The 19,754-nt window shown below is 71.2% G+C and carries 16 protein-coding genes; 6 read left to right on the top strand and 10 right to left on the bottom strand.

The genetic code is table 11. The features are described from left to right. The first annotated feature begins 21 nt into the window (after nucleotides 1-21). Both ACFY10_RS33495 and ACFY10_RS33500 read left to right on the top strand, forming a co-directional pair. Entirely contained in the window at nucleotides 22-1,437 is a 1,416-nt protein-coding gene (locus ACFY10_RS33495; RefSeq protein ID WP_390668976.1) for a DHA2 family efflux MFS transporter permease subunit, read from the top strand. Between the two features lie 19 nt (nucleotides 1,438-1,456). Further along, nucleotides 1,457-3,136 carry an MBL fold metallo-hydrolase gene (locus ACFY10_RS33500; RefSeq protein WP_390668977.1) on the top strand — a complete coding sequence of 560 codons (1,680 nt, stop codon included), beginning with the start codon at nucleotides 1,457-1,459 and terminating at the stop codon, nucleotides 3,134-3,136. Here the strand turns inward: ACFY10_RS33500 and ACFY10_RS33505 are convergent. Beyond that, nucleotides 3,094-3,579, bottom strand: a complete 486-nt coding sequence (locus ACFY10_RS33505) for a winged helix-turn-helix transcriptional regulator (RefSeq protein ID WP_390668978.1) — start codon at nucleotides 3,577-3,579, stop codon at nucleotides 3,094-3,096. The genes ACFY10_RS33500 and ACFY10_RS33505 overlap by 43 nt on opposite strands. 32 nt (nucleotides 3,580-3,611) lie before the next feature. Beyond that, the gene (locus ACFY10_RS33510; RefSeq protein ID WP_390668979.1) at nucleotides 3,612-4,535 is read right to left on the bottom strand and encodes a LysR family transcriptional regulator ArgP; all 924 of its coding nucleotides are present in this window, start codon (nucleotides 4,533-4,535) and stop codon (nucleotides 3,612-3,614) included. A 66-nt stretch (nucleotides 4,536-4,601) separates the two neighbouring features. On the opposite strand from ACFY10_RS33510, the gene ACFY10_RS33515 reads away from it, so the two are divergent. Both ACFY10_RS33515 and ACFY10_RS33520 read left to right on the top strand, forming a co-directional pair. Next, a complete protein-coding gene (locus ACFY10_RS33515; RefSeq protein ID WP_390668980.1) occupies nucleotides 4,602-5,216 on the top strand; it encodes a LysE/ArgO family amino acid transporter in 615 nt (204 codons plus the stop codon). 95 nt (nucleotides 5,217-5,311) lie between these two features. Next, complete coding sequence (locus ACFY10_RS33520; protein ID WP_390668981.1) at nucleotides 5,312-6,610, top strand: MFS transporter; 1,299 nt, start codon at nucleotides 5,312-5,314, stop codon at nucleotides 6,608-6,610. Nucleotides 6,611-6,619: 9 nt separating this feature from the next. Here ACFY10_RS33520 and ACFY10_RS33525 read toward each other — a convergent pair whose 3' ends face one another. Together ACFY10_RS33525 and ACFY10_RS33530 are read right to left on the bottom strand one after the other, a co-directional pair. Next, nucleotides 6,620-7,075, bottom strand: coding sequence for a cyclic nucleotide-binding domain-containing protein (locus ACFY10_RS33525; protein WP_390668982.1), 456 nt, complete (start codon nucleotides 7,073-7,075; stop codon nucleotides 6,620-6,622). Between the two features lie 268 nt (nucleotides 7,076-7,343). Further along, on the bottom strand, nucleotides 7,344-7,562 hold the full coding sequence (locus ACFY10_RS33530; RefSeq protein WP_390668983.1) for a hypothetical protein: 219 nt from the start codon (nucleotides 7,560-7,562) through the stop codon (nucleotides 7,344-7,346). Nucleotides 7,563-7,820: 258 nt separating this feature from the next. Here ACFY10_RS33530 and ACFY10_RS33535 point away from each other — a divergent pair, with 258 nt between their 5' ends. Further along, nucleotides 7,821-8,264: an ATP-binding protein gene (locus tag ACFY10_RS33535; RefSeq protein WP_390668984.1), complete on the top strand. Its 444-nt coding sequence runs from the start codon at nucleotides 7,821-7,823 to the stop codon at nucleotides 8,262-8,264. 69 nt (nucleotides 8,265-8,333) lie between these two features. After that, nucleotides 8,334-8,765 carry a hypothetical protein gene (locus tag ACFY10_RS33540; RefSeq protein ID WP_390668985.1) on the top strand — a complete coding sequence of 144 codons (432 nt, stop codon included), beginning with the start codon at nucleotides 8,334-8,336 and terminating at the stop codon, nucleotides 8,763-8,765. A gap of 6 nt (nucleotides 8,766-8,771) precedes the next feature. On the opposite strand, the gene ACFY10_RS33545 is transcribed toward ACFY10_RS33540, so the two are convergent. From ACFY10_RS33545 to treS, 6 genes are all read right to left on the bottom strand, one after another. Next, nucleotides 8,772-11,015: an FUSC family protein gene (locus ACFY10_RS33545; protein WP_390668986.1), complete on the bottom strand. Its 2,244-nt coding sequence runs from the start codon at nucleotides 11,013-11,015 to the stop codon at nucleotides 8,772-8,774. A gap of 78 nt (nucleotides 11,016-11,093) precedes the next feature. Further along, nucleotides 11,094-12,470: an NAD(P)/FAD-dependent oxidoreductase gene (locus tag ACFY10_RS33550; protein WP_390668987.1), complete on the bottom strand. Its 1,377-nt coding sequence runs from the start codon at nucleotides 12,468-12,470 to the stop codon at nucleotides 11,094-11,096. A 232-nt stretch (nucleotides 12,471-12,702) separates the two neighbouring features. After that, the gene (locus ACFY10_RS33555; RefSeq protein WP_390668988.1) at nucleotides 12,703-14,610 is read right to left on the bottom strand and encodes an AMP-dependent synthetase/ligase; all 1,908 of its coding nucleotides are present in this window, start codon (nucleotides 14,608-14,610) and stop codon (nucleotides 12,703-12,705) included. Between the two features lie 157 nt (nucleotides 14,611-14,767). Next, nucleotides 14,768-16,978: a 1,4-alpha-glucan branching protein GlgB gene (gene glgB / locus ACFY10_RS33560; RefSeq protein WP_390668989.1), complete on the bottom strand. Its 2,211-nt coding sequence runs from the start codon at nucleotides 16,976-16,978 to the stop codon at nucleotides 14,768-14,770. A gap of 4 nt (nucleotides 16,979-16,982) precedes the next feature. Then, entirely contained in the window at nucleotides 16,983-18,344 is a 1,362-nt protein-coding gene (locus ACFY10_RS33565; protein ID WP_390668990.1) for a maltokinase, read from the bottom strand. A gap of 28 nt (nucleotides 18,345-18,372) precedes the next feature. Continuing rightward, the coding region (treS, locus tag ACFY10_RS33570; RefSeq protein ID WP_390668991.1) for a maltose alpha-D-glucosyltransferase at nucleotides 18,373-19,754 on the bottom strand (1,382 nt) is incomplete at its 5' end.

Genomic DNA, 19,754 nt, shown 5'->3' on the forward strand with positions numbered 1-19,754 from the left:
GCCCGGTGCCGGAGGCGGAACATGGAGCGTCGCTGGAAGGTCCTCGTCGTCACCTCGGCCGTGGTCTTCATGGCCCTGCTGGACGTCACCATCGTGAACATCGCGTTCACCGACCTCGGGCGGTCGTTCCCGCACGACTCCCTTGCAGACCTGTCGTGGGTGCTGAACGGGTACAGCGTGGTCTTCGCCGCCGCCCTCGTACCGGCGGGCCGCCTGGCCGACCGGTACGGACGCCGCCGGCTCTTCCTGGCCGGCCTGCTGCTGTTCCTTGTCGCGTCCGCGGCGAGCGGCCTGGCTCCTTCCGTGCCCGTCCTCATCGCGGCGCGCGTCGTGCAGGCACTGGGCGCCGCGACCGTGCTGCCGACCTCGCTGAGCCTGACCCTGCCGGAGTTCCCGCCCGAGCGGCGCGGCACAGCGATCGCGCTCTCGACGGCCGCGGGCGCGGTCGCCGCCGGCGTCGGACCGTCGCTCGGCGGACTGCTGGTGGACTGGCAGGGCTGGCGTGCCGTGTTCTTCGTGAACCTCGTCATCGGTCTGCCCGCGCTCGTGGCGGCCTCACGGCTGCTGCGCGAGAGCCGCGACGAGCGGGCGAAGGGCGTTCCCGACGTCCTCGGCGCGCTGCTGCTGGTCGGCGCCGTGGGCGGTCTGGCGCTGGGGATCGTCAAGGGCGCGGACTGGGGCTGGAGTTCGGGCGGAGTGCTCACCGCGTTCGGGACCGCCGCCGTCCTGCTGCCGCTGTTCGTGCTGAGGTCCGTTGCACACCCGGCACCAGTGGCCGACCTCGGCCTGTTCCGCCTTCGCTCCTTCACTGTGGCCACCATCGGCACGTTCGTCTTCGGCGCCGGATTCTTCGCGTCGCTGCTGTGCAACGTGCTGTTCCTGACCACGGTGTGGGACTGGCCGGTCCTGCGCGCCGGAGCCGCGGTGACACCGGGACCCGTGCTGGCCGCGCTGACCGCCCCGCTGGCCGGCCGGCTCACGGACCGTTACGGGCCGCGCGTCGCCGCCCTGCCGGGCAACCTTCTGTTCGGCACCGGCCCGCTCCTCCTGGCCCTGACCGCCACGACCGAACCGCACTACTGGTCGGCCCTGTTCCCGGCGGCGGCGCTCACCGGCGCGGGCGTCGGTCTGTCCCTGCCCGCGCTCGGCAGCGCGGCCGTCCTGGAACTGCCGCCGCCGAGCCTGGCCACCGGCATCGGCATGACATCGGCCCTGCGCCAACTGGGCGCCGTCGTCGGCGTCGCGGCCCTGGTGGCCCTCCTCGGCACGCCCGGACCCCAGGCCCTCGGCGGCTTCCGCCACGCCTGGCTCATGGTCACCGGCGCCGGCTGGCTCGCCGCCGTCATCTCGCTCGCCCTGGGCCGCGTCCGTGCACCGCGACCGGAACCCGACAAGGCCGCCCGACAGCGGCCCACGCCACTGAAGGAAGCCCCATGACGTCGATGAAGGAGACACCATGAAGGAGACCGACGCCCTGCGCCGTGCCGTGCGCTGGCCCGGCATCCCCGACCGGGTGACCGCCGTACTCGCCCAGCAGATGCTCGCGACCCGCCAATTCCGCGAAGGCCACGACTACTTCACCGCCCTCAGCGCCGAACGCCCCGAATCGGCCCTGGCCGAAAGCCTGGCGGGAGTCTTCCAGGCCCGCCTCGACGGGCCGGACGACAAGGCGATCGCCCGGCTCGACGCGGCCGCGGAACGCGGTCTCGGGCTGCCGCAGTACTTCCGGGGAACCGTCCTCGCGGGCTTCCCGGACTGCGCCGGCCGGGCCGACACGGTGATCGCCGACCTGGAGTTCGTGCTCGCCGTGCGGGACCAGTTCCCGACCGGGTTCCTGCACTCCGTGCACGCCGCCCTGGCCCGCGCCTACGCATGCCAGGGCCGTACGGAGGAAGCCCGGGCCGCGCGCGACCGCCTCGGACACGCACCCGGCCTGTCACTCGTCACGGACTACCTCGTCAGCGCCGAGGACGGCCTGCGCATGACCGCGCCCCGGCTGGTGGAAATGGCCCCGGGCGTGCACGTCGCCCAGGGCTACGACTTCGCCGACTTCGCGTTCGTCGTCACGGACGACGGCATCGTGGCGATCGACGCGGCGAGCCACCCCCGGCACGTCGAGGCGGCCCTGCGCGACCTGCGGGCCGTCACCCGGGCACCGATCACCCAGGTGATCCTCACGCACGCACACTTCGACCACATCGGCGGCCTGGAGGCACTGGCCGGCCCCGGAACCCAAGTCGTCGCCCAGGCCGCCTTCGCCGACGAACTCGCGCTGCAGGCCGCGAGCCCGCCGCCCTTCCCCGCCCTGCTGCCGGACGGCGAGGAACGCCGCCCGCACATCGTGCCGGACCGGCTCGTCGAGCAGCCCGAGACCCTCACCGTCGGCAGTCGGAGGTTCACACTCATCCCCATCGCCGGAGGCGAGACCCGCGACGGCCTCCTCGTCCAACTGCCGGACGAGGGCGTGGTGTTCACCGGCGACATGTGCATGCCCTACGTCGGCGCGCCGTTCTTCGCCGAAGGATCGGCCGAGGGGCTGTTCGACGCACTGCGGACGGTCCAGGACCTGCAACCCCGGCTGCTGATTCACGGCCACCCGCCGCTCACCGAGAACTTCACCGTCGAGGCGTTCCCCGGCCTGCTCTCCGCCCTGCGAGACCTGCACGCCGTCGTCGCGGACGACATCGTCGCGGGCCGCTCACTGACCGACATGCTGGACCGCGACCACCTTCCCGAGGTCCTGCGCGGACATCCGGCCGCGATCCTCCCGTACCTGGTCATGCGCGAGGGCTTCGTGCAGCGCCTGTACCACCAGAGGACCGGCTACTGGAAGGCGGACGGGGACGGCGTGGACCCCGTCGGCCGGGCGCAGTGGGCCGCGGCGCTGGACCTGCTGGGCGGCGGCCGGGCAGCGGCGTTCGGTACGGCGGGTGAGGAACTGCTGGCGCGCGGGGAACCGGCCGTGGCGCTCAGGATCGTCGACTGCGCCCTGCTGAGCCACCCGGGCGACGCATCGCTGGTCGAGCTGCGCGGGCGGATCCTGCGCGCTCTCGTCGAACAGAATCAGCTCTTCAACCCGTTCAGGTTCGCCTATTACGCGGGGCTCGCGGGCCTGACCGTGTCACCGGCGGGCTGAGCGCCGGGCCCGGGCTCCATGTCGCAGTCGTACGGTCCCAGCGGCTTGCCGCAGGCGGAGCAGGTGAGCCCGGGCTGCAGCCGGCCGCCGCAGCCGCGGTGCAGGACCACCAGCGGCGGCCCCTCCGGCGCCCGGTGCCGGTCCCCCCACAGCAGCATGGACATGATCACCGGCCACAGGTCCAGGCCCGCCGGGGTCACCAGGTACTCGTACCGCTCCGGCCGGGTCTGATAAAGCCGCCGCTCCAGGATGCCCGCCTCGACGAGCTTGCCCAGTCGGTCGGACAGCACGTTGTGCGCGATGCCGAGGTTGACCCGGAAGTCCTCGAACCTCCGCGTGCCGCGCAGCGCATCACGGACGATGAGCAACGTCCAGCGCTCACCCACCACTTCGAGCGACCGGGCGATCGAGCAGACCTGACCTTCGTACGTACGAGGAAGCACGCCCCCATCGTACGTCGATTGCATCACGCAAGTCAGTGGCCAGGGGCGGCGCCGCGCAGCGCCACGGCGGCCGCTTCCTTCACTGCCTCGGCCACCGCCGCGAGCGCCGGGGAGTCCAGCTTCCACTGCTGCCAGTACAGCGGGACGTCGAGGGATTGAGCCGGCGCGAGGTGCACCAGACGCCCGGCCCGCAGCAGCGGCTCGGCCTGCACCTCGGGCACCAGACCCCAGCCCAGACCCGCCGCGACGGACTCGGCGAACCCCTCCGAGGTGGGCACGAAATGCCGTACCGGACTCGCGCCGCCCTTGCCGTCCCGCAGCCGTCGGACGAAGGCGTCCTGCAGGTCGTCGCTGCGGTCGAAGGCCACCGTGGGCGCCACCGCGAGCGCCTCCCGCAGTGGTCCGCCGAAGTGCTCCCGGGCGAAGTCCGGGCCGGCCACCGGGAGATAGCGCATCCGTCCCAGCGCGCGCACGCTGCAGCCCGTGACCGGCTGGGCGGACGACGTCACCGCCGCCATCACCAGCCCCTCCCGCAGCAGCGACGCCGTACGGGTCTCGTCCTCGCGGCGCAGCTCGAAACAGAGCCGGGGCTCGTGCCGGACCTGCGTGAGTGCCGGAAGGAGCCAGGTGGCCAGCGAGTCGGCGTTCACCGCGATCGACACCCGGGTCGGCTCCCCGGCCCCGCTCATGCCGAGCTCGGCACGCGCATCGCGCTCCAGCCGGGCCAGCTGACGGGCGAACCGCACGACGACCTCGCCCGACTCGGTCGGCCGCACCGGTTTCGTGCGCATCAGCAGCACCCGGCCGGTGCGCTGCTCCAGCGCCTTCACCCGCTGACTGACCGCCGACGGCGTCACATGCAGCGCCGCGGCCGCCGCGTCGAACGTGCCCTCGTCCACCACCGCGAGCAGCGTCCGCACCTGGTCCAGAGGCAATTCCGTCAGCTCCGTCTTCACGAACGCTAAGGATACGTAAGAATCTTTAGCTGTACGTCAAGACATCGCTTCCATAGCGTCAATGCCATGACCAACGCCCTGACCGCCGCGGCCGCAGGCTTCGGCACCGGCCTCTCGCTCATCGTCGCCATCGGCGCCCAGAACGCCTTCGTCCTGCGCCAGGGCATCCGCCGCGACGCGGTCCTCGCCGTCGTCGGCATCTGCGCCCTGTCCGACGCCGTCCTCATCGCGCTCGGCGTCGGCGGGGTCGGCGCCGTGGTGGTCGCGTGGCCGGGGGCGCTCACCGCGGTCGGCTGGATCGGCGGCGCCTTCCTGCTCTGCTACGGCGCCCTCGCCGCCCGCCGGGTACTGAGGCCGGGCGGCGCCCTGCGGACCGAGGGGGAGACGACGGTCTCGCGCAGGCGGGCCGTGCTGACCTGCCTCGCGCTGACGTGGCTCAACCCGCACGTCTACCTCGACACCGTGTTCCTGCTCGGCTCGATCGCAGCCGACCGCGGCCCATTGCGCTGGACGTTCGGCCTCGGCGCCGCCCTCGCCAGCCTCTGCTGGTTCGCCGCGCTCGGTTTCGGCGCCCGTGCGCTCAGCCGCTTCCTGGCCAAACCGGCCGCCTGGCGCGTCCTGGACGGACTGGTCGCCGCGACGATGATCACGCTCGGGGCCATGCTCGTCGCCAGGGCTTGAAGTCCACAACCTGAGATTGCGCGTCCCGAACTCTCTTGCGGTGCTGGGATAGTGAACCCTGGCCCCGAAAGATGTATCGAGCAACCAGGAAGCCCGTGGACACCAGCGAGAGCAGCACCGAACCGCAGACCCCGGAACCGGTCGCGGTCGACCCGCCCCGGCGCGGCTGGCGCCGCTGGGCCATGGACACCCGTCCCCTGCGCATCCCGGCCTACCGCCGGCTGTGGACCTCGACGATCGTCACGGCCGTCGGCAGCCAGCTCACCGCGGTCGCCGTGCCCAAGCAGATCTACGACATCACCGGCTCTTCCGCGTGGGTCGGCGCCGCGAGCCTCGCCGGCCTGCTGCCGCTGATCGTGTTCGCGCTGTGGGGCGGCGCGGTCGCCGACAGCATGGACCGCCGCAAACTGCTCCTGATCACCAACAGCGGCATCGCCGTCACCTCGCTGCTGTTCTGGCTCCAGGCCTTCACCGGGCTCGAGTCCGTGGCCGCGCTGATGGTGCTGCTCGCGATGCAGCAGGCGTTCTGGGGCCTGAACGCCCCTGCCCGCAATGCCTCCATAGCCCGCCTGGTCCCCGAGGGCCAACTGCCCGCAGCCAACGCCCTAGGCTCGACCGTCATGCAGACCGGACAGGTCGTCGGACCGCTGCTCGCCGGCGCCCTCATACCCGTGATCGGCCTGCCCGAGCTGTACCTGATCGACGCCCTCGCGCTGTGCGTGACGGTGTGGGCGGTCTACCAGCTGCCCTCCCTGCCGCCCCTCGCGGGCACGGCCGCGCGGCGCGCCGGAGTGCGCGAGATCGCGGCGGGCTTCCGCTACATCTCCATGCACAAGGTGCTGCTGCTGTCCTTCCTCGCCGACATCATCGCGATGGTCTTCGGCATGCCCCGCGCCCTGTTCCCGCAGCTCGCCCACCAGACCTTCGGCTCCTACGGCGAAGGGCTCGCGCTCGGCCTGCTGTTCGCGGCGATCCCCATCGGCGCGGTGCTCGGCGGTCTGTTCTCGGGCACGTTCTCCCGGGCTCGCCGGCACGGTTGGATGGTGATCGGCGCGGTCGTCGCCTGGGGTGCGGCGATCACCGGCTTCGGGCTGAGCGGCAATCTGTGGATCGCGGCCGGGTTCCTGGCGCTGGCCGGGGTCGCGGACATGGTCTCGATGGTCTTCCGCGGGGCGATCCTGCTGTCCGCCGCCACCGACGAGATGCGCGGCCGCATGCAGGGCGTCTTCACGGTCGTCGTCGCGGGCGGCCCGCGCCTGGCCGACGTCCTGCACGGCACCGCCGGTTCGGCCTTCGGCCCGCGCACGGCGGTCGCGGGCGGCGGCCTCCTCGTCGTCGCCGTGATGCTGACCCTGGCCGCCGCGGTCCCGTCACTGCGCCGCTACCGCATCTGAGCCCGGGGCCTACAGGACGCTGCGCCCGCGGCCCGCGTGCTGCTCCATGAGCTTGCCCCGCGTCATCTCCAGCCGGTGCGCGAGGATCTCCGCGACGCTGCGCACCAGCGCAAGTCCTAGCTGGGTGTCCTCCTCGCACAGCCGCAGCACTGCCGCCGCGTCGAACTCGTAGGCGCGGACGGGGCTGAAGGCCTCCGCGCCGAAGTCCCACTCGTGCGGCGGGAACAGCCAGGACCAGCCGAGCAGATCGCCCGAGCCGAGGCTCGCCACGGTCACCCGCTGCAGCGAGTTGACCCGCTGGTCGAGCGAGACCGCGCCCGAGCGGATGACCCAGAAGCGGTCGGCCCTGCCCCCCGCCTCGAAGATCCGGGTGTCCTCCGGGAAGGAGACCTCCTGCGCCAGCGTCATCAGGCTCTGCCGCTGGGGCGGGGGAAGTGCGGTCAGCAGTTTTATCGCTTTGGTCATGACGCGGGGCTCCTCGCCGGGGATCGGTTCCGGTGCTTTCCCTACGCCCATTTCAGCCGCTGCAGACGCCGCGAGCACCTCGGCGGACAGCAGTTCCGGCCGAGAACCCCGAAGACATGAAAAAGCCCTGGCTGGACGGGGGAGACCAGCCAGGGCCGTAAGCGGTGGCGTCAGAGGACGGTACGGTCGACTCCGTCACCACGTATGGATGAATCCTAAACCATCTGCGCGCGTTCTGCTCACTCTCAACCCGGTCACGTGACCGGTTTCACTCTATGGGGCGTTGCCCGGGGGTCAGGATCTCGTCCAGCACCCTGAGGACGCTCTCGTAGGACAGCATCCGTACGGCGGCGTCGCGCGCCGCCTCCGGATCGGTCGCCCGCAGGTCGTCGCCCCGTGCCCGCCACGCCCGCTCCTCCCGCTGAGCGCAGGCCCGAGCACGCCGGATGCGCCGCAGCAGCTCGTCTGAGTCCACGACATCGGTCATGACCTCCGCGTACCCCCATTGCGGGCTCTGATGGCCGTGGCACGTACTTTCGGCCGGGAGGTTTGGCCGAGCGCGCGCAGGTGAGCCGATGAGAAGTGGCCTGCGGTGCTCGCGCAGCGGGAGGCGGATCTGCTGCGAACGGGCGGGGGACAGCCGTGTCCGAGAGGCGCTTGCCCGGACTGCGGCGGCCGCGGGTGCGGCCGGGTCCGGCTTCCCCGCTCGAGGGAGCCGGTTGTACACCGATCAGGGAGCCAGGCGATGGGCGAGGAGCACGGGACCGAATCCGCGCTCGAACGACCGGGCGCACAGCGGACCGGACCGCCGCGACGGTGCAAACCCGCCGAGGCGCGCAGGGCGGTCGAGCGAGCGGTCACCGAACGCTGCATGGCCACCCACACACACTGCGACCCGGAGGTCCTGGGGGACGCCCTGCTCGTCGCCACCGAGCTGACGACCAACGCGATCCTGCACGGCGGCGGTGTCACGGACTTCCGCGTCGACGTCCTCGGAACGGGCGTGCGCGTCTCGGTGAGCGACCGCAGCGACCGACTGCCCATGACCAGGCAGCCTGCCGACCCGCGACGACGAGAGGGCGTCGGCGGCCACGGCTGGCCCATCGTCTGCCGGCTGTCCCGCGACGTGCGGGTGTCCGAACTGCCCGCCGGCGGCAAGTGCATCACCGCCGTGGTCGCCTTCCGCTGAACGCCGTCCCGGAGGTCGCCTGTCGCAGGCGCAGGGTCTGACCCGCGCCAGACGGGGAACACGGACTGGATGAGCGAATCCGAGTTTCCACCGGAGCACCGGCCTGTCGACCTCTACCTCGGCCTCCTGCGCACCCGGATGGACACGGAGGACTACAGGCAGCTGCTCGGCGTGGTCGAACCGGTCCTGCGGGCCCTCGACGAACAGCGCCTGCCCACGCTGGACTTCGCGCTCGGCGGCGACCACGGGGACGGGCTGTCCCAGGAGGTCCGCGACGAGGCCGCCCTGGTCATCGCGGCCGCCGTCACCGGCCGGCTGGACAACGAGGTCGTCGAGATCGACCTCGAGGAGACCGGCCCGGTCAGAGTGATCACCGACGCGGACACCGCCTCCGACCCGGCGCGGCTGGGCGAGATCGCCGACCTCATCCGGGAACGGCACCGGCAGGACGAGGAACTGCGCGGCATCGCCGAGGTGAGCGATCTGCCCACCGACTTCTGAGGACGGTCACCGCTGCGGCGCCGCCACCGGCACCTTCAACGGCCGGGCCAGGCCCACCACCGCCTCGTCGAGGCGCTGCAGATGCCGCAGCACCCGGTCGGTGATGCGGCCGTAGCGCGAGCCGCCGGGCAGGTCGGACTCCAGGAGGGAGGCGATGCTCGCCCCCGTTGCGACCTCGACGGCGGCCCGCCCGTCCGCGACACGCGCGCCGATCACCCCGATGTTGCCGAGGATGCGCTTCCCGGCCCGCCGCAGCCGCGGATCCGCCGCGATCGAGGGATGCGTGGGCAGGAGCTCGGCCATCGCCGCCAGCGAACGCGCGTGGTACGCGCAGGTCTCGAGCAGCGCGACGACATAACGGGCGGTGTTGCGCCGGGCCCGCAGCGGAGTGACCGGGTGGGTGAGCGGCTGGGTGGCGGTGCGCAGGTCGGCAAGGGCCTGGTCCAGGTCGCGCGCCTTGTCGAGGAGTTCGGCCGGGTCCCCGCCGCTGAGCTGGTCGACGGCGGCCTCGGTGACGTCGGCGAGCCGGTCCAGCACGGTGACGAGCAGGTCGTTGGTACGCCGGTCGGTGTGCACCGGCAGGACGAACGCCGCCGCGATGATCCCGCAGGCCGCGCCGAGCGCCGTCTCCTCCACCCGCAGCACCAGCACCGACAGGCTGTAGGTGTGCAGCAGGGTGTACAGCACGCCCAGCGCGGCGGTGACGAAGAAGGACATCAGCGTGTAGGACAGCGGGGCCGTGTAGAACATCGCGAACACACACAGCAGCACCAGCGCGAACGCCGTCCAGGTGTGGTGCCCGACCAGCCCCGCGAGCAGCAGGCCGGCCACCACACCGAGCACCGTGCCCACCAGCCGCCGGTAGCCCTTGACCAGGATCTCGCCGGTCGAGGCGGTGTTGATGAACACGATCCAGCAGGTCAGCACGGCCCAGTACCAGCGCTGGCTGGAGAGGAACTCACCGCCGACGATGGCCAGCGCCGATCCCACCGCGACCTGCACGGCAGCGCGCGTGGTGGGCCGCTCCAGCCCCGTCGGCACCTCCTCGGCGGCCTCCTCGCCCGCGTCGATCGCCGCGTCCTCCGCGTCCAGTTCCTCGCGTGAGCGGGCCGTCGACGGGGTGTCGTCCGCGTCGTCCTGCGGCCCGCCGAGCGCGATCCGCAGCCCGAGCACCGCGCGTGCGGCTTCGCCGACGCCCCGGAAGACGTCCTGGACGGCGGGGGAGGCCTTCGGCAGGTTCTCCTCGTCCCGGTAGCCGAGGAGCCGGTTGCGCAGGTGGGCCAGGCCGGTTCCCAGGTCCTCGGAGACGGGCCGCAGGACCAGCAGGCGCAGCGCCTCCAGGTCGCGGCGCAGGGCTGCGGTCGACTCGTCCTGTACGGGCAGAGGGCCGCCCGGCGGGACGGGCGCGCCCGGCAGGTGCAGGGTCAGCGTGTCGGCCCGCTCGGCGCTGCGGGCGGTCAGCAGGAGCAGTCCGAGGCGTTCGGCGGCGATCTCGGCATCCGCGATGCGGCGCTGTACGAGCCGCGCCACGGACTCGTCGGCGGTGCCCTCCTCGAGCCGGCCCTGGATCATCATGGCCGTCTCGTGCAGGCGCGCGGTGCCGTCGCGTACGTCCTGAAGCGCCTTGTCGGTCTCCTCCGGCCCGGCGTCGAGGAGAGCGAGCTGTGCGGTCACGAGCTGCGCGAGCCGGGCGCGGAAGGCCTCGCGCAGCCGCTGCAGGATCCCCGCGGGCGTCTCGGGTACGAGCGCGAAGCGCACCACGGCGCTGGACGTGACGGCGACGGCGACGACGCCCCACAACTGCGGCAGCCCCGACACGGTGGCGCCGACGAACAGGGACATGAAGTAGACCTGGAAGCCGATCAGCCCGAGCGAGGTGCCCCGGTCGCCGAAGCGGCGGGCGTAGACGACGCAGAAGATGAGGGCGACGAAGAAGAGATCACCGCCCACCACCCGGGAGTGCAGGACCGCACCCAGTGACACGGAGGCCAGCGCCACTACAAGGCCCAGCGCGAGCGTGACGGCCTGCCGGCTGCGCTGCTTCTCCCGGATGGCGAAGGTGGAGACCATCGCCGCGATGGCGCCCGCCACCAGATGGCGCACGTCGGCCCCCAGCAGGGAGAGCACGGCCAGCGTGAGGGCGATGGCGCCCACCGTTCTCAGGCCCGCGGCCAGGCGCAGCAGCCCGGGATCGGAGGCCGCGACGAGATCGCGAAGCCGTGCCCGGACCGACCCTCCCACTGCCCTCACGCCGCCGTACTCACTCCCGCTTCACGTCATGATCCGCCTCTCAGCATGGCACGCCGTGACCGGACCGTGCGCACCGGCTCATGACTCCTTCCGGTCCGTCCCCTCGACGTGCGCCCGCAACTGTTCCGGCGTCATGTAGGCGTCGGTGTACTCGAAGTCCTTGAGCTTGGCGGGTTTGCGCGCCTGGAAGCCGGTGCGGACGAAATCGTCTCCGGCGACGGCGTTGAGCGTCCAGTTCGTCGCCACGCGGACCTTGGCGACGTTGGTGCGCAGCGCCCACCAGTGGTAGCCGCGGGCGGCGAACTGGGCGGGCAGGCCGTGCAGTTCGATGCCGAGCGGCTTGGAGACGGCGTCCGTGCCGCCCAGGTCGACGACGAGGCCGAGGTCCTTGTGGACGTACGGGGTCAGCGGCTGGTTGCGCAGGGTCGCCACCACGTTGTCCGCGACGACCCTGCCCTGCCGCATCGCGTGCTGGGCCGTGGGCGGGCAGACGGCGTCCTCCTGGCCCTTGGCCTTGTCGGGCACGGCCGCGGAGTCGCCCAGCGCGAAGACACCGTCGTTGCCGGGCAGGTTCATCTCGGCGTTCACCGCGAGCCGGCCGCGGACCGTCTCCGCGCCGAGGGTGGCGATGAGCGGGCTGGCGACGACGCCGGCGGTCCAGATCAGGGTGCGGGTGGGGACCACCCGGCCGTCGGTGAAGGTGACCTCCTCGGCGCCCGCCTTCGCGATGGAGACGCCCAGTGAGACGTCGATGCCGCGCCGCTTCAGGATCTCCTGCGCGCTGCGGCCGAGCTTGTCGCCCAGCTCCGGCATCAGCTTCGGGGCGATGTCGATGAGATGCCACTTGATCAGCGCCGGGTCGATGCGCGGGTAGCGCTTGACCGCGGCGTGCGTCAGCTTCTGCAGACAGGCGGCCGTCTCGGTGCCGGCGTACCCGCCGCCGACCACCACGAACTGCAGGCGCGAGGCACGCTCCGCCGGATCGTCGCTGGCGTCGGCCAGGTCGAGCTGGGAGATGACGTGGTCGCGGATGTAGGCGGCCTCGGCAAGGGTCTTCATGCCGTACGCGTGCTCGGTGAGCCCCGGGATGTCGAAGGTGCGGGTGATGCTGCCGGGGGCCAGCACGATGTAGTCGTACGGCTCGTCGATGATCTGGTCGGTGATGGTGCGGATGACGCAGACCTTGGACTTGAGGTCCACGCCGATGGCCCCGCCCGGAATGATCCGGGTGCGGTACTTCTTGCTGCGCCGCAGCGAGACCGCGATCGACTGGGGCGTCAGCACGCCGGAGGCGACCTGGGGCAGCAGCGGCAGATAGAGCTGGTAGGCGAACGGCGTCACCAGGGTGACGTCCGCTTCGTCGGGCGCGAGTTTCCGCTCCAGCCGGCGTACGCACTCCACGCCGGCGAAACCTGCGCCAACCACCAGGATCCTGGGTCGTGTCACGGTGTTCATCCCTCTCTGCGGCTCCAGGCGGTCTGCATCCAACGCCCTTCGCATGCCCTGGATCGCTGCTTGCACCACATCGATCCCACCGTGCCCTCAGCCGTTCCGCCAGCTGGGTGCGGCAGGCAGACGAACGCGTCGAGCACCACCATGCCCGTCCGCGTGCCGAAACGCACCGGTCAGGAGTGAACGTTTTGGATCACGTGCTGCACGGGAAGTGGTGACAATGTGGTCAGCGTGTTCAGCGGAACACGTTGTCGGCCTCGTCCCAGCTCGACAGTTCGTCCGGCACGGTCTGCCGGGGAGCGCGCGTGCGTGCCTGGTACATCGCGTCGATCTCGAACGCGTAGTGCCGCACGATCGCGTCCCGGCGCAGCTTCATGGACGGCGTCATGAGCCCGTTGGACATGTCGAACTGGTCCGGCAGCACCCGGAAGACCCGGATCGACTCCGAGCGCGACACGGCACTGTTGGCCGCGGCCACGGCACGCCCGATCTCCTCCCGCAGCGCATTCTCCTCGCGGGCCTCCCGGCTCGGCATGTCGCTCTGCAGCGACAGGGAGCCGCGCCAGTACGCCAGGAACTTCGGATCCAGGGTGATCAGCGCCCCCACACAGGGGCGGTTGTCGCCGACGACGACCGCCTGGTGGATCAGCGGATGCATCCTGAGCCGCTGCTCCAGGGCGGACGGGGCGACGTTCTTTCCGCTGCTGGTGACGATGATGTCCTTCTTGCGGCCGGTGATCGTCAGATAGCCCTGCGAGTCGATCCGCCCGAGATCCCCGGTGGCCAGCCAGCCGCCGCGCAGGACGGCCTGCGTCGCCGCCTCGGCGTTGATGTAGCCATGGAACACCGAGGGCCCGCGGACCAGGATCTCCCCGTCCTCGGCCACCATGATGTCGTTGCCGGGCAGCGCCTGCCCGACGGTTCCCGACATCTCCCGGCCGAGCGGCTGCGCGGTGACGCCGCCGGCGGCCTCGGTGAGGCCGTACCCGTCGTTGACGTAGATTCCGATCCCCTCGTAGAAGAGGGAGAGTTCCCGGCTGAGGGACGAGCCGCCGGACGTCGCCCGGAGCACCCTGCCGCCGATCGCGGCGCGCAGCTTGCGGTACACCGTCCGCTCGAACAGGGCGTGTTGCAGCCGCAGATCGAAACCGGGGCCCGAACCGCCGCCCAGCCGTTGCCGCTCCAGCGCCGCGGCGAAGTCCCGTGCCGTGTCCGCGGCCCGCTCGAACAGTGCCCCGCGGCCCGCCTCCTGGGCGGTGCGCAGGAAGTTCTTGTAGATCTTCTCCAGGAGCGAGGGAACCGCGCAGAGATAGGTCGGGCGGAAAGAACACAGGGACGCCGAGAGCGCTTCCTCGCTCATGTCGGGCTCGTGTGCCATCACCATGCCGCCGCGAATGCACAGGGTCTGGACCAGAAGGCCGTAGACATGCGAGAAGGGCAGGAAGGCGAGCACCGATGCCTGCTGCTCGCCGGGGGGGATCACGGTGTGGCCCCAGCCCTCCAGCAGCGTGTCGCAGGCGCTCGCCAGGTTGCGGTGGCTGAGCGCACAGCCCAGCGCCCGGCCCGTGGTGCCGGAGGTGTAGCTGATGGCCGCCGCGGAGTCCGGCAGCACGATGCGGCGCAGCGACTCGACAGTGGCGAGCGGGATGAACCGCCCCCGCTCCAGCAGGTCGTTCAGCGCTCCCGCGTCCAACTGCCAGACGTGGCGCAGCAGCGGCAGCGACCCGCACACGGACCCGACCGTCATCACCGCCTGCTCGTCCTCCACCACCACGGCCACGCAGCCGGCGTCCCTGAGGACCCACTCCACCTGCTCGCGCGAGGAGGTGGGATAGAGCGGTACGACTTCGGCTCCGACCGTCCACAGGGCGTGGCTGAGCACCGTCCACTCGTACCGCGTGCGCGCCATGATCGCGACCCGGTGGCCCGGCGAAATCCCGGACGCGACCAGCCCCTTGGCCAGATCCACCACCTCGTCCCGCACCTCTACGGCGGTCATCTCCTCCCAGGTGGTGGCGGAGGGGGTGGGGCGGCGCGCGAGCATGGGCAGGGTCGGATTGAGGGCCGCCGTGTCGAAGATGCTGTCGGCCAGCCCGCCGGTCAGTGGCGAGACGGTGGGGGGAGCGAGGGCGAAGTCGCGCATGCGCTGCTCCTGAGCTGTACGGAGGGTGACCATGCCGACGAGTTCCGTTGTCGACGGTGGTCGAATCTAGCCCAGGTGAGTGCGGATGGTGACCGGAACCTGCGATGTTGCGGTTCCGTGATGATCAGCCCTGTGCCGGGCCCGTCCTGTTGACCTTTCAGAGCAACGGAGTCAGCCAGATCGTGGCGAGCGGCGGCAGGGTGAGCGTGATCCTTCCCTCCTCCACCTTGACGTCGTCGGGGTTGGTGACGTCGCAGCCGCCGTAGCGTGCGGCGTCGGTGTTGAGGACCTCCCGCCAGGCGGGCACGTCGTCGGGCGCCCAGAGGCGGTAGTCGTGACGCACGACGGGGGAGAAGTTGGAGACCGCGAGCAGCGGGCTGCCGTCGGTGGCGAACCGCAGGAACGCGAAGACGTTGTCCTCGGCGGCGTCCCCCATCACCCACTGGAAGCCGCGGGGTTGGGTGTCCTGCTGCCACAGCGCGGGCGTGCGGCGATAGACGGCGTTGAGGTCGCGCACCAGGTCCCTGACTCCGCGGTGATCGGGCTCGGCGCCGTAGCCGGGATCGACCAGCCACCAGTCCGGGCCGTGGGCCTGGGACCATTCGGAACCCTGGGCGAACTCCTGCCCCATGAACAGGAGCTGCTTGCCCGGGTGGGCCCACATGAACCCCAGATACGCCCGGTGGTTGGCGCGCTGCTGCCACCAGTCGCCCGGCATCTTCGACACCAGCGCCTGCTTGCCGTGCACCACTTCGTCGTGCGAGATGGGCAGGACGTAGTTCTCGCTGTAGGCGTACACCATCGAGAACGTCATCTCGTTGTGGTGGTACTTGCGGTGCACCGGCTCGTGCTCCATGTAGCCGAGGGAGTCGTGCATCCAGCCCATGTTCCACTTCAGGCCGAAGCCCAGGCCGCCGCTGTCGGTGGGGCGCGTGACCCCGTCCCATGCCGTCGACTCCTCCGCGATGGTCACGACGCCGGGCGCCCTCCGGTACACGGTCGCGTTCATCTCCTGCAGGAACGCCATCGCGTCCAGGTCCTCGCGCCCTCCGTGCACGTTCGGCGTCCACTGGCCCGAGTCGCGCGAGTAGTCCAGGTAGAGCATGGAGGCCACGGCGTCCACCCGCAGGCCGTCGATATGGAACTCTTCGCACCAGTAAACGGCGTTCGCCACAAGGAAGTTGCGCACTTCGATGCGCCCGAAGTCGAACTCGTAGGTTCCCCAGTCCGGATGCTCGGCCCGCCGCGAGTCTCCCGGTTCGTACAGCGGATCCCCGTCGAACCGCGCCAACGCCCAGTCGTCCTTGGGGAAGTGGGCAGGCACCCAGTCCATGATCACGCCGATGCCGGCCCGGTGCAGGGCGTCGATCAGATACCTGAGGTCGTCCGGGTCGCCGAGCCGCGAGGTCGGCGCGTAGTAGGAGGTGACCTGGTAACCCCAGGAAGGTCCGAAGGGATGCTCGGCCAGAGGCATCAGCTCGACATGGGTGAAACCGAGGCCCTTCACGTATTCGGGCAGCTGGTCGGCGAGTTGACGGTACGTCAGCCCGGGGCGCCAGGACGGCAGATGCACCTCGTACACCGAGAACGGCGCCTCGTGCACCGGCGTGTCCCCACGGTGCGCCATCCACTCCTGGTCGCCCCACTCGTAGTGCGAGGCCGTCACCACGGAGGCCGTCGCGGGCGGCACCTCCGTGCGGCGGGCCATCGGGTCGGCCTTGAGGAAACGGCCGCCGTACCGGGAGGTGATCTCGAACTTGTAGTGCGCGCCCTCGCCGATACCGGGCACGAACAGCTCCCACACCCCGGAGGACCCCAGGGACCGCATCGGCAGCGCCGTCCCGTCCCAGCACGTGAACTCCCCGGCGACCCGGACCCCCTGGGCGTTCGGCGCCCACACGGTGAACCGGGTCCCGGTCACACCTTCGTGCGTCATCGGCTCGGCGCCGAGCGCCTTCCACAGCTGCTCGTGCCGGCCCTCGTGGATCAGATGGAGGTCGAGCTCACCGAGCGCGGGCAGAAAACGGTACGGGTCGGCCGTCTCGTGCTCACCGTCCGCGTACCGCACCAGCAGCGTGTACTCGGGAATCGCGTCGAAGGACAGCACGCCGGTGAACAGGCCGTCGCCCTCCGAGGCCAGCAGGCGCCGCGCCCCGTCGACCACGACGCTCACCGCGCGGGCGTACGGCCGCAGCGCCCGGAAGACGATGCCGTCCGGGACCGGGTGTGCGCCCAGCAGCGCGTGCGGGTCGTGATGCCGGCCGGTGAGCAGACGTTCGCGTTCGCCGGGATCCAGGGGAGGCGCACTCGCGCATCCCGCGGTGAGCGGGCCGGACGGCTCGGGGAGCGAGGTGTCACGCAGGGCCACGGGTTCAGCCTCCTCTTACGGCGAGACGCTCGATCGCCGCCATCGGTACGGGGAGCCAGTCCGGCCGGTGCCGGGCTTCGTACAGGACCTCGTACACGGCTCGATCGGTCTCATAGGCGCGCAGCAGGCCGTGCTTCGCGCGCGGGTCCCAGCCGGCCCGCTCGGCATAGCCCGCGCAGTAGGCCTCGCGGCAGCGGCGCGCCCACTCCGGGCGCCAGGGGCGGCGCTGCCGGGCGGCGTAGTCGAAGGAGCGCAGCATGCCCGCGATGTCCCGCACCGGGGACTGGGTGCTGCACCGCTCGGCGAGCGGGCGGGACGGCTCGCCCTCGAAGTCGATGACGAACCAGTCCCGGCCGGCCCGCAGCACCTGGCCCAGGTGCAGATCGCCGTGGATGCGCTGGGCGGGCGGCCCCGGATCGCAGGCGACGAGCGCCCCGAAGGCGGTTCGCAGCCCGGGCACATACGGGCGCAGCGCCGGAACGCAGTTCGCCGCGGCGTCCAGACGCTCGGTCATGGCCGCCGCCGTCCGCGCGCTCTCGTCGTGGGCCCCGGCCGGGAAGGCGGCCGCCAGCGCGAGATGCACCTCCGCGGTGGCCCGGCCCAACTCGCGGGCCTGCACGGTGAAGTCGTCGCCGGCGGCAAGCGCCTGCAGGGCCAGCGCCCAGCCGTCGGAGGCATCGGGCAGGAACGGCTGCAGCACACCGAGCGTCGCCTCCTGCGGATGCGTCGTACGGAACCACGCCACCGGCGCCGGCACCCGGCCGCAGCCCTGGCCGGCCAGCGCACCCGGCACCTCGAGGTCGGGGTTGACCCCGGGCTGCACACGCCGGAAGACCTTCAGGATGAACTCGTCGCCGTACACCAGCGAGGAGTTGGACTGCTCGGCCTCCAGCACCCGTGGCACCAGCCCGGCCGGCACGTGCACGGACGGGTCGGCCTCGAAGCGCAGCGGGCCCGCCGCACCGGGGTGCCGCAGCCGCTCCAGGAGCAACTGCGCCGAACGGGGGTCCTGCAGCGCGTCGTACACCGTCAGACCGGCCAGCGGACCCTCCTCCGCCCTGCCGATCAGGGCCCGGCCGAGCCTCGGTGACAGGTGCCGGCGCACGCCGAGCAGCAGCTGGTAGCAGTCACCGGCCGGCGCGGCGCCGCTGGGCGCGGGCACCCCACTCTGACCGGTGTGCACCAGCACATGCAGACAGCCCGGGAACAGCTCCGTCATGGACAGCAGGCCGAGGTCCGTGACGGGCCGGTCCTTGCCCGCGAACCAGCGCTGCCCCGGCAGCCACTCGCGCAGCAGTCCGGCGAGCGAGGCCATGGGCCCGGCGGCCACGCCGGGTCTGGGGCGGAGCGAAGCGGTCTTCTGCATGGTGACGCGTCCTTTCCTCGCCTCACGCTCAAGGTCGGCGGCCGATGCGGGATGCGACTCGGGTGAGCCGGAACCAGTAGAAGCCGTGGCCGGCGAGGGTCAGCAGGTACGGCAACTCACCGATGGCCGGGAAACGCACCCCGCCGATCAGCTCCACGGGGTGGCGTCCGTCGTAGGTCCGCAGGTCGAGCTCGGTGGGCTGCGCGAACCGGGAGAAGTTGTTCACGCACAGCACCAGGTCGTCCCCGTATTCCCGCAGGAAGGCCAGCACCGCCGGGTTGGAGGACTGGAGCTCCGTGTAGGACCCGAGGCCGAAGGCCGGGTTCTGCTTGCGGATCTCGATCATCCGGCGGGTCCAGTGCAGCAGCGAGGACGGGTCGGACATCGACGCCTCGACATTGGTGACCTGGTAGCCGTAGACGGGGTCCATGATGGTCGGCAGGAACAGCCGCCCCGGGTCGCAGGACGAGAAGCCCGAATTGCGATCCGGTGTCCACTGCATCGGGGTGCGTACGGCGTCGCGGTCGCCGAGCCAGATGTTGTCGCCCATGCCGATCTCGTCGCCGTAGTAGAGGATCGGCGAGCCCGGGAGCGACAGCAGCAGGGCGGTGAACAGTTCGATCTGGTTCTCGTCGTTGTCGAGGAGCGGGGCGAGGCGGCGGCGGATGCCGATGTTGGCCCGCATGCGGGGGTCCTTGGCGTATTCCGCCCACATGTAGTCGCGTTCCTCGTCGGTGACCATTTCCAGGGTCAGCTCGTCGTGGTTGCGCAGGAAGATGCCCCATTGGCAGTTCGAGGGAATGGCGGGGGTCTTGGCAAGGATTTCCGAGACCGGGTAGCGCGATTCCCTGCGCACCGCCATGAAGATCCGTGGCATGACCGGGAAGTGGAATGCCATGTGGCATTCGTCGCCGCCGCTCTGATAGTCGCCGAAGTAGTCGACGACGTCCTCCGGCCACTGGTTGGCCTCCGCCAGCAGCACCGTGTCCGGATACATCGCGTCGATCTCGCGGCGGAGGCGCCTGAGGAATGCGTGGGTGGCGGGCAGGTTTTCGCAGTTGGTGCCCTCGGCCGCGTACAGATAGGGCACGGCGTCGAGGCGGAAGCCGTCGATGCCCAGGTCCAGCCAGAAGCGCAGGGCGGCCAGGATCTCCTCCTGCACCGCCGGGTTCTCGTAGTTGAGGTCCGGCTGGTGGGAGAAGAAGCGGTGGAAGAAGTACTGCCCCCGCACGGGGTCGAAGGTCCAGTTGGAGGCCTCGGTGTCGACGAAGATGATCCGCGCGTCGGCATACTGCTTGTCGTCGTCGGCCCACATGTAGTAGTCGCCGTAGGGCCCGTCGGGGTCTTTCCTCGATTCCTGGAACCACGGGTGCTGGTCGCTGGTGTGGTTCATGACGAAGTCGATGATGA

Origin of the sequence: Streptomyces sp. NPDC001401, assembly GCF_042895385.1 — a bacterium.
GTDB lineage: Bacteria > Actinomycetota > Actinomycetes > Streptomycetales > Streptomycetaceae > Streptomyces.